This is a genomic window from Vibrio sp. Vb0667, assembly GCF_033391095.1.
The window spans coordinates 40,285-54,458 of sequence record NZ_JAWPOL010000009.1; the positions used below are offsets into that span (position 1 = coordinate 40,285).

Annotated in this window: 14 protein-coding genes; 10 read left to right on the top strand and 4 right to left on the bottom strand. The window is 43.5% G+C overall.

From position 1 onward, the window contains the following. Nucleotides 1-34 precede the first annotated feature (34 nt). A complete protein-coding gene (gene gnd, locus R8269_RS11385; RefSeq protein ID WP_005377160.1) occupies nucleotides 35-1,483 on the top strand; it encodes a decarboxylating NADP(+)-dependent phosphogluconate dehydrogenase in 1,449 nt (482 codons plus the stop codon). An 85-nt stretch (nucleotides 1,484-1,568) separates the two neighbouring features. Here the strand turns inward: gnd and R8269_RS11390 are convergent, their stop codons facing one another. After that, on the bottom strand, nucleotides 1,569-1,772 hold the full coding sequence (locus R8269_RS11390) for a hypothetical protein (protein ID WP_005377162.1): 204 nt from the start codon (nucleotides 1,770-1,772) through the stop codon (nucleotides 1,569-1,571). Nucleotides 1,773-2,350: 578 nt separating this feature from the next. Here R8269_RS11390 and R8269_RS11395 point away from each other — a divergent pair. Next, the gene (locus tag R8269_RS11395; RefSeq protein WP_005377165.1) at nucleotides 2,351-2,488 is read left to right on the top strand and encodes a hypothetical protein; all 138 of its coding nucleotides are present in this window, start codon (nucleotides 2,351-2,353) and stop codon (nucleotides 2,486-2,488) included. A 61-nt stretch (nucleotides 2,489-2,549) separates the two neighbouring features. Here the strand turns inward: R8269_RS11395 and R8269_RS11400 are convergent, their stop codons facing one another. Then, a complete protein-coding gene (locus R8269_RS11400; RefSeq protein WP_258476781.1) occupies nucleotides 2,550-4,316 on the bottom strand; it encodes a sigma-54-dependent Fis family transcriptional regulator in 1,767 nt (588 codons plus the stop codon). Between the two features lie 239 nt (nucleotides 4,317-4,555). Here R8269_RS11400 and R8269_RS11405 point away from each other — a divergent pair, with 239 nt between their 5' ends. Then, nucleotides 4,556-6,076, top strand: coding sequence for an aldehyde dehydrogenase family protein (locus R8269_RS11405; protein ID WP_005377169.1), 1,521 nt, complete (start codon nucleotides 4,556-4,558; stop codon nucleotides 6,074-6,076). Between the two features lie 126 nt (nucleotides 6,077-6,202). On the opposite strand, the gene exsE2 is transcribed toward R8269_RS11405, so the two are convergent. Continuing rightward, nucleotides 6,203-6,508: a T3SS regulon translocated regulator ExsE2 gene (gene exsE2, locus R8269_RS11410; RefSeq protein ID WP_005377171.1), complete on the bottom strand. Its 306-nt coding sequence runs from the start codon at nucleotides 6,506-6,508 to the stop codon at nucleotides 6,203-6,205. A gap of 8 nt (nucleotides 6,509-6,516) precedes the next feature. Then, nucleotides 6,517-6,963, bottom strand: coding sequence for a type III secretion system regulatory chaperone ExsC (gene exsC, locus R8269_RS11415; protein WP_005377174.1), 447 nt, complete (start codon nucleotides 6,961-6,963; stop codon nucleotides 6,517-6,519). A 388-nt stretch (nucleotides 6,964-7,351) separates the two neighbouring features. Between exsC and R8269_RS11420 the strand changes: the two genes are divergently transcribed. From R8269_RS11420 to R8269_RS11450, 7 genes are all read left to right on the top strand, one after another. Next, complete coding sequence (locus R8269_RS11420) at nucleotides 7,352-7,765, top strand: YscW family type III secretion system pilotin (protein WP_054579559.1); 414 nt, start codon at nucleotides 7,352-7,354, stop codon at nucleotides 7,763-7,765. A gap of 609 nt (nucleotides 7,766-8,374) precedes the next feature. Beyond that, on the top strand, nucleotides 8,375-9,235 hold the full coding sequence (locus R8269_RS11425) for an AraC family transcriptional regulator (RefSeq protein ID WP_005377191.1): 861 nt from the start codon (nucleotides 8,375-8,377) through the stop codon (nucleotides 9,233-9,235). 148 nt (nucleotides 9,236-9,383) lie between these two features. Then, nucleotides 9,384-10,364 (top strand): T3SS regulon anti-activator ExsD domain-containing protein, encoded by a 981-nt coding sequence (locus tag R8269_RS11430; protein WP_005377193.1) that lies wholly within the window; start codon nucleotides 9,384-9,386, stop codon nucleotides 10,362-10,364. A gap of 12 nt (nucleotides 10,365-10,376) precedes the next feature. Beyond that, nucleotides 10,377-10,805, top strand: coding sequence for a YscB family type III secretion system chaperone (locus R8269_RS11435; protein WP_005377195.1), 429 nt, complete (start codon nucleotides 10,377-10,379; stop codon nucleotides 10,803-10,805). Next, nucleotides 10,802-12,676 (top strand): type III secretion system outer membrane ring subunit SctC, encoded by a 1,875-nt coding sequence (sctC, locus tag R8269_RS11440; RefSeq protein WP_242542084.1) that lies wholly within the window; start codon nucleotides 10,802-10,804, stop codon nucleotides 12,674-12,676. Before R8269_RS11435 ends, sctC begins: the two co-directional genes overlap by 4 nt. A 5-nt stretch (nucleotides 12,677-12,681) precedes the next feature. Further along, a complete protein-coding gene (gene sctD / locus R8269_RS11445) occupies nucleotides 12,682-13,983 on the top strand; it encodes a type III secretion system inner membrane ring subunit SctD (protein WP_318222540.1) in 1,302 nt (433 codons plus the stop codon). Further along, nucleotides 13,970-14,173, top strand: a complete 204-nt coding sequence (locus tag R8269_RS11450; RefSeq protein WP_017821343.1) for an EscE/YscE/SsaE family type III secretion system needle protein co-chaperone — start codon at nucleotides 13,970-13,972, stop codon at nucleotides 14,171-14,173. Before sctD ends, R8269_RS11450 begins: the two co-directional genes overlap by 14 nt. Nucleotide 14,174 lies beyond the last annotated feature (1 nt).

The following is a 14,174-nucleotide window of genomic DNA, read 5'->3' on the forward strand; positions in this document are numbered from 1 at the left end:
CTGCTCGTCGATGAAATAAAATTGGAGAGAAACAATGAAAGGTGATATCGGTGTAATTGGCCTAGCAGTAATGGGTCAAAACCTTATCCTAAACATGAACGATCACGGCTTTAAAGTGGTTGCTCACAACCGTACTGCTGCTAAAGTAGACGAGTTCCTGGAAGGTCCAGCAAAAGGCACGAACATCATCGGTGCATACTCTCTAGAAGAACTAGTAGAGAAGCTAGAAACGCCGCGTAAAGTAATGTTGATGGTTCGCGCTGGTGACGTTGTAGACAAGTTCATCGAAGCGCTAGTACCTCTGCTAGACAAAGGCGACATCATTATTGACGGTGGTAACACTAACTACCCAGATACAAACCGTCGTGTTGCTGCACTACGTGAAAAAGGTATCCACTTCATCGGTACTGGTGTATCTGGTGGTGAAGAAGGTGCGCGCTTCGGTCCATCTATCATGCCTGGCGGTGCTGCTGAAGCATGGGAAGCGGTTAAGCCTATCTTCCAAGGTATCGCTGCGAAAACTGACGCTGGTGAACCATGTTGTGACTGGGTTGGTAACGACGGTGCAGGTCACTTCGTTAAGATGGTACACAACGGTATCGAATACGGTGACATGCAGCTTATCACAGAAGCTTACCAGTTCATGAAAGACGGTCTTGGTATGTCTGCAGACGAGATGCAAGCAGTATTCGCTGATTGGAACAAGACTGAACTAGACAGCTACCTTGTTGAAATCACGGCTGACATTCTTGGCTACAAAGATGAAGACGGTGAGCCTCTCGTTGAAAAGATCCTAGACACAGCAGGCCAAAAAGGTACTGGTAAATGGACTGGTATCAACGCACTAGACCTAGGTATTCCACTAACGCTTATCTCTGAGTCTGTATTCTCTCGTTGTCTATCTGCACTGAAAGACCAACGTGTTGAAGCTGAATCTCTATTCGGTAAGACAATCACTCCAGTTGAAGGCGACAAGCAAGAGTGGGTTGATGCACTACGTCAAGCGCTACTAGCTTCTAAGATCATCTCTTACGCTCAAGGCTTCATGCTAATGCGCGAAGCATCGAACGAAAACGGTTGGGACCTAAACTACGGTAACGTAGCACTAATGTGGCGTGGTGGTTGTATCATCCGCTCTGCGTTCCTAGGCAACATCCGTGATGCGTACGAAGCGAACCCAGACATCGCATTCCTTGGTTCTGATGAGTACTTCAAAAACATCCTACAAGGCAGCCTAGCAGCATGGCGTAAAGTAGCAGCGAAATCTCTAGAGTCTGGTATCCCAATGCCATGTACGATTTCTGCGCTATCTTTCCTAGACGGTTACACAACTGCTCGTCTACCAGCGAACCTGCTTCAAGCTCAACGTGACTACTTCGGTGCTCACACTTATGAGCGTATTGACCGTCCACGTGGTGAATTCTTCCACACTAACTGGACTGGTACAGGCGGCGACACAGCGTCTACAACTTACGACGTTTAATTCGCGGTCAGTAAGCTGATCAAAGCAAAAGGGTGCCCAAGTGGCATCCTTTTTTGTGTTTGCTTTTACGGAACTTCAAGAGCGCCTAGGCGCTCTTTTCAGTGGTCGTTTTCTTGTTTTGATAAAACCTGTCTTTTAGGTAGAGAATTGCACTGACCACAAGAGCCACTAAAGAAACAGTAAATAGGGCGTACATGCTGAGAATCCATGCGAATGTGGCCGTCAAGAATGCGATGAAGGAAAACATCCTGCTGAAAGACATCACATGGCCAAGTTTGTTACTTTTCATAAACGCCTCCCGATGCTAAGTGGGAATAGACAATTGTGGTCATATGCCACACTTTTAATTGTCTGCTCTTTTGGGACGTTTCACACAAAAAAGTGGCTAAAGATTTCTCAAAAAAGGTGAAATATTGAACTGGTAGACAAATCGTTAAACTGAGTTGCACAGATATGACTTCGGTTGTCTATCACTTCAAAGTTTTTAACTACGCAGATTAAGGGCATGTAGCGCTATTATTATCGTATTCGAACTCTACGATACACAATTGCAAGTGAACCTACACTCGTAAGCTCATCCCTGTCGTCAGTTACAGTAAAAGCTTTTTTCTCTGTTTAACAATACCTTAGTAACTACGGGCAATTAAATCTGTTTTTCGATCGAAACTCAGATTGCACAAAAGGTGAAAAAGAGTGCTAGGTAAGCCTCTAAACTACGCCTATAATTAGCGCCCACATGGAGGATGTTTATTATATGAACATCCTTTATTTTTTGAAACTAGCAACAAGGATCCAGTAAAACATGTTTTTCTGGTTTTGTTTACGTCGACCAAGAAGGTAATTAACACAGCAAATTGAGGTTCTAAGATGACTCTTAACAAGTACTTTGTTTTCATTCCAGCAGAATTGGAACAGGAAATGCACAAGGACAATCAAGTGATCTCTGAGAAGGAAACTCAACGTCAGGCATTAGTAAAACAGGCACAACAACAAGGCGGCCTGTAAGCTAGGTTTCAAAGAGAAAGAGCACCGCAACGGTGCTCTTTTTGTATCTGAGGTCGTAGAATTAACTTAATATGCCAAGGCTTTTCAACTTTCTGTAAATGGTATTTCGGCTCACACCAAGCATACGAGACGTTTTGCTAATGTTCCCCTGATTGGCTTGATATGTTTTGAGCAACTTATCTTCGACGGTTGCACGCAGTTCTGAAGTTGGTTCAGCGGATGCTGCTCCTTCTTGAGCTTGGCTGAGTTTCTTACTTAGGTGGGCTGGGACGTGTGTGAGTTCCAATATTTCTTCACCTTGCGCCATTAAGGCGGATACTTTGATTAAACTATCGAGTTCACGCAAATTTCCTGGCCATGAGTAAGACAGCATCAGAGAAAGTAGGTGAGGGCAAAGCTGTTGTTCAGATTCGGCGTGACGCCGATGAATGTTCTCAATCAGTTGTCGTTTGTCATCACGTTCCTCAAAGCGAGGTAGCTCAATGATCAAGCCATTAAGGCGATAATACAAATCTAGGCGGAACAATCCTTCGCTGACCAAATGTTCCAGATCTTTATGCGTGGCTGCAATGATTTGCGTATCGACTTGAATACTTTGGTTTGAACCCACGGGAAGCACGGTTTTATCTTGCAATACATGGAGCAAGCGGCTTTGAGCTTCCAAGGGTAAATCTGCGATTTCATCCAGAAACAAAATCCCTTTGTGTGCTTGGCGAATTTTTCCCTGATAGCCTTTGCTGTTTGCGCCAGTAAAGGCACCGGCTACGTAGCCAAACAATTCAGATTCAACCAGATCTTTTGGTAGCGCTCCGCAGTTAACGGAAACCAACGGTCCCGTTTTTCTCTGGCTGTTTTTATGAAGCGCTTTCACAAACTCGTTTTTGCCAACACCAGTCTCTCCGAGAATCAACAAACTGATGTCTTTATCGATGACGCGATTAGCTTGCTGCCAACAGTGCTCAACAGCGGAGTCGCCATAATGAAGATCATTGGACGCCGCTACAGCACGAGACTTGACCTTGCTATCTTTATCGGTAAGCGGTTTTGTTTTGAAAACGAAAGGGTGCTCATTTCCCCGAGTGGATAGAATGTCGTCTAAGGATTGCCCAATGATACTTTTTTGCGCAAAAAGTTGAAAGGCTACTTGATTGTGAGCCAAAACTTGTCCGTCTTCATTTGCAATGATAATTCCTTGCCAACCACTATTCAGTAAACCTTTTTCGCACGCTAAATCCACACGAATATGCCCTTGTGGAATCAAGTTAAGTAGTTGATTCTCCACTTGCTGGACCATGTTTTGTACTAGTACTTGCGTTGAGAAGTCATGTCTCTTTTGCTCGCTCGTAATATCTAATACGCCAATGAGGTTACCAAGATGATCGAAAATAGGATTAGCCGAACAGCTAATAAAACGATGGTGTTGGATAAAGTGCTGATCACCAATAACAGAAACGGGCTTTGCTTCAACCAAGGCTGTACCAATCGCGTTGGTGCCTTTGACCTTTTCTTGCCAGCATGCACCAGAGCTTAGCGAGATTTCCGTTAACTTTTCACGAAATCTAGGCTGTCCCCAACTGCCGATGATGACACCATCTGAATCCGTCAAAATTAAGCGACTGTCGCTATGAGCAAATAGCTGATTAAACAAAGGGAGCGCAAATTGAGTGACTGTCTCTAGCAAAAAATTGAGTTGGTGACGCCTATCTTGGAGCGTCGCTGGCGTTACTCGAATATCTTCAGGGCGTCGACGCTGTTTTAAACCCGCTTGTTCACTTCTGACCCATGAAGTTGAAAGCCAATTGTTATCGCTAATATGTTGAAGTTCCATGACTGTACCATTTTGTCACAGTGAGGGTGTGCCATTTTGGAACACTTGAACATTGGTGTTCACACCATACATCCGCTCAAACATCGCTCACTTGGTTTGTTATCGCTTGGTAATCATAGTTTTACATTTAATTAACAACAAGTGTGGCGTAGTTGGCGTGTGACTTGCGTAATGCTCTTTGTGAACAGTGCGATACGACACTGCAATAACACATTGAACGAGAAACAAAAGGAAGAGTTATGATCTATGCACAGCCAGGTAGTGAAAATGCCATTGTTAACTTTAAATCGCATTACGATAACTTTATCGGTGGGGAATGGGTAAAACCAACGGGTGGTGAGTACTTTGACAATATCTCACCAATCAACGGACAAGCGTATTGTAAAGTTGCTCGTTCTGGCGAGGAAGATATTAATTTAGCACTGGATGCCGCGCACAACATCAGAGCAAAATGGGCCAAAACCAGCGTGACAGAACGTTCGAACATCTTGCTGAAAATTGCTGACCGTATTGAGCAGCATCTAGAAGAGCTTGCAGTTGCAGAAACTTGGGAAAACGGCAAACCAGTTCGCGAAACCTTGGCGGCAGATTTACCTTTAGTAGTGGATCACTTCCGTTACTTCGCTGGCTGTATTCGCGCACAAGAAGGCAGTGCGGCAGAACTGGATGAGCACACCGCAAGCTACCACTTCCCAGAACCGATTGGTGTGGTTGGTCAAATTATTCCGTGGAACTTCCCAATGTTGATGGCGGCTTGGAAACTAGCACCGGCACTAGCGGCGGGTTGCTGTGTGGTATTGAAGCCAGCAGAGCAAACCCCAACATCCATTCTGGTTCTGATGGAAAAAATCGGTGACCTTCTTCCTCCTGGTGTCATCAACGTTGTAAACGGATATGGTTCTGAAGCGGGTCAAGCATTAGCAACCAGCAACCGCATTGCGAAACTCGCGTTTACCGGGTCTACGCAAGTTGGCAACCACATTCTGAAATGTGCAGCAGACAACTTGATCCCATCGACAGTTGAGTTAGGTGGTAAATCTCCAAACATCTACTTCTCAGATATCTTCGATTACGAAGATGAGTATCTTGATAAGTGTATCGAAGGTACGTTACTTGGTTTCTTCAACCAAGGTGAAGTTTGTACTTGTCCATCTCGCGTACTGGTTCATGAAGCGATTTATGACAAGTTTGTAGAGAAACTGACGGAACGTGCACAGCTGATTAAACAAGGTAATCCGCTCGATACCGATACTCAAGTTGGTGCTCAGGCTTCTCAAGAACAGTTTGATAAGATTTTAAGTTACCTGGAAATCGGCCGTGAAGAAGGCGCAAAAGTGGTCTTTGGTGGTGGAGTGTCAGAACAGCCAGAGTCTATCAACCAGGGGTACTACATTCAGCCAACCATGTTGGAAGGCCACAACAAGATGCGAATCTTCCAAGAAGAAATCTTTGGCCCAGTGATCGCTATCACCAAATTCAAAGATGAGGCAGAAGCGTTGGAAATCGCAAACGACACCGAATATGGCTTAGGCGCAGGTGTTTGGACACGTGATGCGAACGTCGCATATCGTATGGGCCGTAATATTGAAGCTGGTCGAATCTGGATTAACTGTTACCACGCTTACCCTGCACACGCAGCGTTCGGTGGTTACAAAAAATCGGGTATCGGGCGTGAAACGCACAAGATGATGCTGGACCACTACCAGAATACTAAGAACTTGCTGATTAGCTACAGCATCGACCCGTTAGGCTTCTTCTAGTGAAACTAAGTAATTAATAAAGAAAAAGCAGTATGAATCAAAACCCCGAATCTTCGGGGTTTTTTATTAGCGTGAGCTTGTCGGCTGAAGGTTAACTTAGATGTTTAACCTGCTTATATTGTGATATCAGGAACGTTGAATTATCGCCACTTTTCGCTCCATAAGCTTTTCTACGGCGGCGTTTTGCTTGTCAATATTGAGTTGCGGATCAAAGTCCAAAACGCGATTGCAAGATTCGAGACTGGCAAATTGATTTAAACATTCACCAAGCTCTCTTTTAGAGCTTGTTCGCGTCATACTGCTTTCTGATGAGGAGAGTAGGGTGACTTTACGGCCATGAAACGTTCCTTGCGGCACTGCATCACTTTGCTGCGCTTGTTGAACGTCATGAACCGATGAATTGGTGTATGTGGATTGGATGTCATTGGACATAAAGACACCTAAACTCTCAAGTCTAAAGTTTGTGGCATCGGTGGTGCCTCATCAATGGTTACATGCGAAGACAATAACGCTTCCCACGACTCGCTGTGCGTCAGCAATTCTGCTAAAGCTGTTTCAAAATATTCGTAATCCAGTCGCCTAATGTTAATGAGTCGGTTTAAACATAGGACATGTCGGTGGTTATCTAAACTAAAAAATAACTGGTGCTCAGGCCAGTGATAATTAAAAGCCAAGAAAGAGCGATAGAGATCGGAATTTACAATTTGAAGGCCAACAATCTCAGCTTCGAGCTGCAGAGTTGTCGATTCAGGATGAAAGATGATATGCACCCTTAGATTATCATCAAAGGCTAAGCTTACTTCATTTTCCGTTAGATGCAGTGCAGGCAAGCCTATTTGATGAGCAAACTTTAGCAAAATCTCATCGATAGTTTGGCGTGCTGACATAGGAATAGTCCCTTTTGAAATTTTATCAAGGAAAATATTAGATGTATCTCTTCATGTTTATCAATATTAGTCGGTTGTTATTATATTTTGGCTTTTAAATGTGTTGAGAGAAATAGAAAGATAAAAGTAAGAGTGTTCAGATGCATATCTCGATGGCAATGATATATATGAATATCACTTTTCTCTAATGAACTTCAATTAAGGAAGGAATGAAAGAGAGCAGAAACTGTTTTTGAAATTACAGTCCATGTTAACTACGTGTTGTTGAAAAATGCGATTTATTGTCCGCTTGTAGTATAAATATAAGTTGATCTTTTATATTTTTACATAAAGAATTGTGTGAATTTCAAATGAGCTAGATTATATAAAATACGTTTATGGGGTCATAATGAACAATTCTATATGGGCTGGTTTTATTGGGTTATTCATACTGAGTGGGTGCAGTCAGACTGTGTCCGTCAATGGGGTGGATGGCTTTGATACACAGAGTCAGGCATCAGTCTATGGTTGGGTTTCTGTCGACGGCTACTTTCCACCTTCGATTACTTCTCTTGAAGTGGAAATATGTAAAGTTATTGATAATCAATGTCTTAAATCGGCATCTCAGAGCTACCAAGGCGTTCAGTTGCCTGTGCAGTATTCGTTTTTAATTGCACCAATTCAAGCTGGTGAAGGAAAAATGAAGATTATTGGAAAGCTTTATTCAAACGGTGAACTCGTTGCTGAAAAAGAAAAGAACTATTTATTTTTAGAGGGAAATAAACAAGAAAACTTGATTCTTGTTCCAAAAATAAACAGATAAAATTTTAAGCACTACATTTTTATTAGAATTTTCTAATTTATAAAAATAAAGACTATATCTTTCCTGTTGTGAAAGATTTGTTGTCTTTTATAAACATTAATTACATGACTTTGAAGTCATCGGGTCAGTTGTTTTTTAGACTCATACTTGTTGCAAAAACAGTATTTTTTATGATTATATCTCGCTCCTTGAACACGTTGGCTTGGCGTTTTAGGCTATAAAATATACATTTTTATGATTTTGGAAATTTAATTTTGTTCTCGAAACGGTGCCGAAATCTATTTAATTGTATTCTAATGTATAACAAAACAACCAAACTTAAATAACGAAATGATATTTAAGTTTTGGCTAATGATAAACGCTATCTGATAAAAATAATAAAGACGGACAGCAGAAATTTACTAAGTCAAACCTTTACCTTCAGGTAAAGGTAATGCTTGGGTTATTTGCTAATTATTCGGGGGGTATGGTAAGTGATAGAACTTCTATGCTCTTTTCTTTGCTTCTTTAATTCATACAGCAGTACTTAGAAATAACAACGATCAAAGTAGTGCTTTGAAAGTTTCTCAACATTTGCACTGAGAAACTCAAAATAATGAAGGGTAGAAAATGGATGTGTCAGGCCAACTAAACTCAGAAAGGGTCGACTCGAGTTCACGAAAAATTCGTAGTTTTTCCTGCTATGAAAAATCTGACGAAGTATTTCACTCAGACCAGTCTCACATTGTTGTCGTTCACAATGGTCAGCTTCGAGTTCAAACAGGTGATTGCACAATCGATGTTGCTGCAGAAAATGGGGTATTTCTATCTCAAGGGGATTACTTGTTAGAGTACTCTCCGCTAGATGGGGCATACAAAGCGTCGATTATTGCTTACGACAATGAACTCGTTAGTCAGTTGCTGCAAAAACACAGTGATCTCTTGATGATGCTGCCTAAGGTAGACAAAGTTTGTTCTGGTTTGTTTACTTTTGGTTTGAACATACTCGTTGAACAAGTGCTTTCTAGCATGCAGACGCTTGAGCAACAAGCGTACCCTGATGCCATTATGTGCCTAAAATACGAAGAACTACTCATTCTCTTGCTACACAGCAAAGGAGGAGAATCACTGTATGCGTTGCTGTCACAACAAACAAACCGTACGTCGGAACGGTTACGTCGATTTATGGAACAGCATTACTTAAAAGAATGGAAGTTGACAGACTACGCGCAGGAGTTTGGTGCCAGCTTAACCACTTTTAAAGAGCTTTTTAATGAGCACTATGGCATTTCTCCAAGAGCTTGGATCAGTGAGCGTCGACTACTGCATGCTCATAAACTGCTGTTGACGAGCAAGATGAGCATCGTAGATGTGGCGATGGAGGCAGGGTTTTCCAGTCAGTCTTACTTTACGCAGAGTTACCGTCGTCGTTTTGGAACGACCCCAAGCCGCGTACGTTCGGGAGACGATCAAGTGGCTATCGCGAAATGAAATGACTTGGGACTAAAATTTTCTGACTAATTTTGAAAGTCACTCACCAGTGTAAATTCTATTATGTATCGTGTAACAACGAACGATTAAAAATTATTACATCTCTTTCTTTCTGGATTGTTCGAAAGGGGTGCGGAGACGAACATAAATGAAAAAGCAGCATTGGCGACGCCGTTCGCTTTTTCCAGACAGCATAGTGACACAGCGGAAAGTGACTGTTTTACAAAGAGGAGCTCGTTATGAAAGCGCCTCGAAACCTACGCAGGATCTCAATGTTGTGCACGTCAATCACCGACAATTGTTGAGTGAAGGCGTCATAAATTATGAGCAGTTATCTTTACTTCAACGCTTGTTGGATAGAAATGTCGTCGATAGCCTATGCGCTAGCCAGTTAGTTAAAACGTATCAAAAACTTGGTGCTTCGATAGACCGGTTTGCCATGCGTTTATTTTTGGAGATTGGATCGCAGCTCAGTGATAGCAGCACAATCACAACGTTCGAACAAAGGCTGGACTACATCAACTCTCGTCTGGGCTTTCGCTTTAATTTGGCTGTCCCAAAAACGTTGATGCTTTGTTTCCATTTATCACTCAACGAGTGGATTAACCGACAAGTCGATCAAAGTGCTCTTCATGCTTCGATTAAAGTTGAACAACTTATCAATCAACTCGATATTCAGAAGGAATATTGGTCGAAGCTATCAGGGGAAGACACCAGTGCCGTCTTTGTTCAACAGCAACTCGATCTTATTAAGAGCCAGCAGCATCAACTTAAAAAGCAACTTGGGACGTTAAGCGAACAACAGTTGCAAGTGATTGAATGTCATCGTTTGTTAATTGAGAAGTGGCAACCGTCTTTAGACGAGCTGAAAGGGTTCGCGGAGTACACCTCTACAACCGAACAATTTATTTCTGAGTGGAAAAATTGGTGTTCGGAAGTGCGACTTGAAGCCCCCGAGCTGAACGAAGTTTGGGATGCATGCGATGTGGTTTACAACGACCAAAATGCGGTTGCGAAAGTATGGCAATGGTTCAAGAACATGCAAACTGTTGGTGATATCGATCACTACTATTTTGATACTCAAAGTGGTCAGTGCGGCCAGGCTTGCAATCACCTCAGCCAGATCTAAATAGGGCGTTAAATGTTAGATAAGATGATGAAATCTTTAGCGGAAGCGCTAAAGGTAGGGGATTTTATTGCCTCAGAAAATGGTTCTTACAACATCGAGGTTGACCAGTTATCACTGACCATCAAGCAACATGCGTCATGGATTTTATGGGAAGCGACGTTACCCTTCCAGTTTAAAGAGCATCTAGATTATCAACAAGAACAAGCGTTACAACGTTGCATGCAGCTCTCATTAAAAACCATTCGTGAGGATGGCGGCGTACTGACAACCAATGATGATCAGCAATTGATTTTGCAAAGTAAAGTAAGGGTTGAGGACTGTTCGGTGGAACGGTTCTCTGCTTTGCTTTCTAAGCACGTCAATCTATGTGAGCGTTACATTGCATTATTGGAACAAGAACGCGTGAACCACACAATCAACCATACAGTGTGGTTACCATGATGCTAAAAATCTTTCCCAACATTAGGCGTGCTGCAACAAAGGCATTGTTATGCGCAGTGAGTGTTGTTCCTTTGGGATACGCGCAAGCAACAGACTTACACTGGCCCGAACAACCGTTCCGCTACTATGCAGATAATGACTCATTAAAAGAGTTGTTGAATAACTTCGGTGCAAATTATCGTGTCTCGGTTTCTGTTAGTGACAAAGTCAACGATCGAGTGAATGGGCGTTTTACCCCTGAAGATCCGGCGGAATTCCTCGATTACTTATCGCAAGTGTACAACTTGATGTGGTATTTCGATGGAGCCGTCTTACATGTCTATAAGGCGACAGAAACTCGCTCACGTTTACTTCAATTGGAATTACTTACGGCTAGAGAGCTACGCAGTACGTTAATTTCCACCGGCGTTTGGGATTCTCGTTATGGTTGGAGAGCTGCTGAGAGCAAAGGGTTAGTCTATCTTGCGGGTCCTCCACGTTATGTCGACTTAGTGGTACAAACGGCGGAGGCATTGGAAACGCGCTTGCTGCAGAAATCGAATTCAACCGACGAATTATTCGTTGAGATAATTCCTTTGAAGTACGCTTCTGCAACGGATAGAGAAATTGCATATCGCGATCAGACAATTACGGTCCCTGGCATCGCATCGGTGTTAAAACGGGTCGTGTCTGGTGTTCAAACTCAAGTGACGAGTGCGTCTAGCAAAGAAGTTACCAGTTCAGATAAGCCTGTAAAAAGTAATAAAACCGCCTCAGTTCATGGTGGCGCAACAGTTGAAGCAGAGCCGGGTCTTAATGCGATTATCGTTCGTGATACTCAAGCACGATTACCGCTCTATCGTAAACTGGTCGCGCAATTAGACCAGCCGCAATCAAGAATTGAAGTCGCGCTATCGATTGTCGATATCAGTGCCAACGATTTAAGTCAGTTAGGCGTGGATTGGCGAGCGGGAGTGTCTGTCGGAAACAACCGCATTGTCGATATCAAAACAACAGGTGATGTGAATTCGGGGGATGTGACGCTCGGCAGTGGACAGAACTTTAAGTCCTTGCTTGATTCAACCAACCTAAATTACTTGCTGGCTCAAATTCGTTTATTGGAATCCAAAGGCAGTGCTCAAGTGGTTTCAAGACCAACATTGTTAACTCAGGAAAATGTCGAAGCGGTACTGAACAACAGCAGCACGTTTTACGTCAAGTTGGTTGGTAAAGAAACCGCAGCGCTGGAAGAGGTCACGTATGGCACGTTACTGAGAATTGTCCCACGTATCGTTGGTGATAGATTTGCTGCACGACCTGAAATTAACCTGAGCCTTCATCTCGAAGACGGTGCAAAGATCGCTGATGGTGGTGTCGATGATCTTCCTTCCGTTCGTAAAACTGAAATCAGCACCTTAGCGACGGTTAAACAAGGGCAAAGCTTACTTATCGGTGGTGTGTACCGAGATGAAGTGAGCCATCAGTTACGTAAAGTGCCATTGCTAGGAGACATCCCATATTTAGGCGCGCTGTTTAGAAGTAATACCAATACTAAGCGCCGCACAGTACGAATGTTTATTTTAGAACCTCGAATTGTTGTGGATGGTATTGGCGATAGTGTGTTGATTGGCAACGAATATGACTTGCGACCAAGTATAGGCAGGCTTAACAACATCTCCAACAATAGCGCTGAATTTAAATCGGTAGTGGAAGTATATAGCTGCACATCGAGGGTTCAGGCCGAGCGCTATCAACAAGACTTATTGTCACAGAAAAAGTCGTCTCAATTAACGCAGTGCCAATTACCAACAGGGCAAAAGGGTTGGCGGGTGAAAGTATTGGAATGTGATGACTCACAAAGTGAGTGTGTGCGCCCTTCAGAGGAGTCTTAACCGCGATGCAGCAATGGAAAATTCGTATTTTATCAGGCGTGCATACCGGAGTAGAAGTCACCTTACCTGAAGGTGCTCTCGTGCTTGGCAGTGACGACTTTATTGCTGATCTTGTACTGTCTGATGCTGGGGTCGAAGCGAACCATTTCACCCTCGTTTGCCGGCAAGACTCGGTCATTTTACGAGGCTGCGAAGAGGCAAATATTAACAGTGAAGACATCGCTGTTGCAGGTGATGGTATCGAGTTGTCACGCCATGCTGTTGTCTCGGTCGGCGTTGTGAAGTTCGCTCTGGGATACGCGGAAGATGCGTTAATTGTGAGTAACGTCAGCGACGAATCTAGCCAACAGAATACACCTGTGGTTGCTGTGCAACGCTCTAGCTGGAAAAAAACAACGCTCATCGCTTTGCTTTGTAGTTTTGTCCCGAGTGTCATTTTTGCTGGTATGTGGTACAGCCAAGCTAACGGAAGCAACAATGAAATTGTTACAGAAGCAGAACCCATTGTTTTGGTACGTAACATCTTAGGCGAGCTCAAACTTAGCGACGTTCGTGTGGAATGGAATGCCGCCGCACGCCAAGCAGTCTTAGAGGGCTATGTTGAAGACCGAACACAGAAACTCGATCTGCTTGGTCGAATTGATGTATTGGGCATCAATTACAAAAGTGACTTAAGAACGATGGAAGAAATCCGTCGCGGGGTTCGATTTATTTTGCGCAACCTCGGCTATCACCAAGTGAAAGTCGAAAATGGCGATGAGACCGGCACACTGCTGCTGACGGGCTATATCGATGATGCAAGCCGCTGGAACCAAGTTGAACAAATCCTGGAGCGAGACGTGCCGGGTCTTATTGCGTGGAAGGTTGAACTGCAGCGAGCGGGTGCCTACATGGATACGCTAAAAGCGTTATTGACGGATGCGGAGTTACTGAAGAAAGTCCAGTTGGTCACCAGCGGTGATCGCATCGAAGTTCGTGGTGAGCTTGATGATATCGAAACGACTCGATTTTACGGTGTGACCCGAGACTTCCGGGAACAATATGGTGAGAAACCGTACTTAGTTTTGAAATCCATACCTAAGGTGAGTAAAGGCACCAACATCGATTTCCCGTTTCGTAGCGTTAACTTTGGCCAGGTTCCATATGTGATTCTGACCGATAACGTTCGCTATATGGTCGGTGCAAGAACGCCTCAGGGCTACCGAATATCCAGTGTTACACCTGCTGGTATTGAGTTGGTTAAAGGCGGGCGGGTGATAACAATAGAACTCGGATATGAAGGCGAGACGAACAATGACAAATCTTGAACAAATTTTAAATAACGACACAAACGGTGCGGAAGTGCACAAGATTAAGAGCAAGCTCTTAGAAGCACAAGCGGTGGTGAAACGTCAGTTGGATTTAGGGTGCTCACCACAGCAGTACCAATTGCTACTCAAACAGTATGAAGCTTACACAGCCGCCTATGCGGTCGTTGAATCATACGAAGCTAACTAAA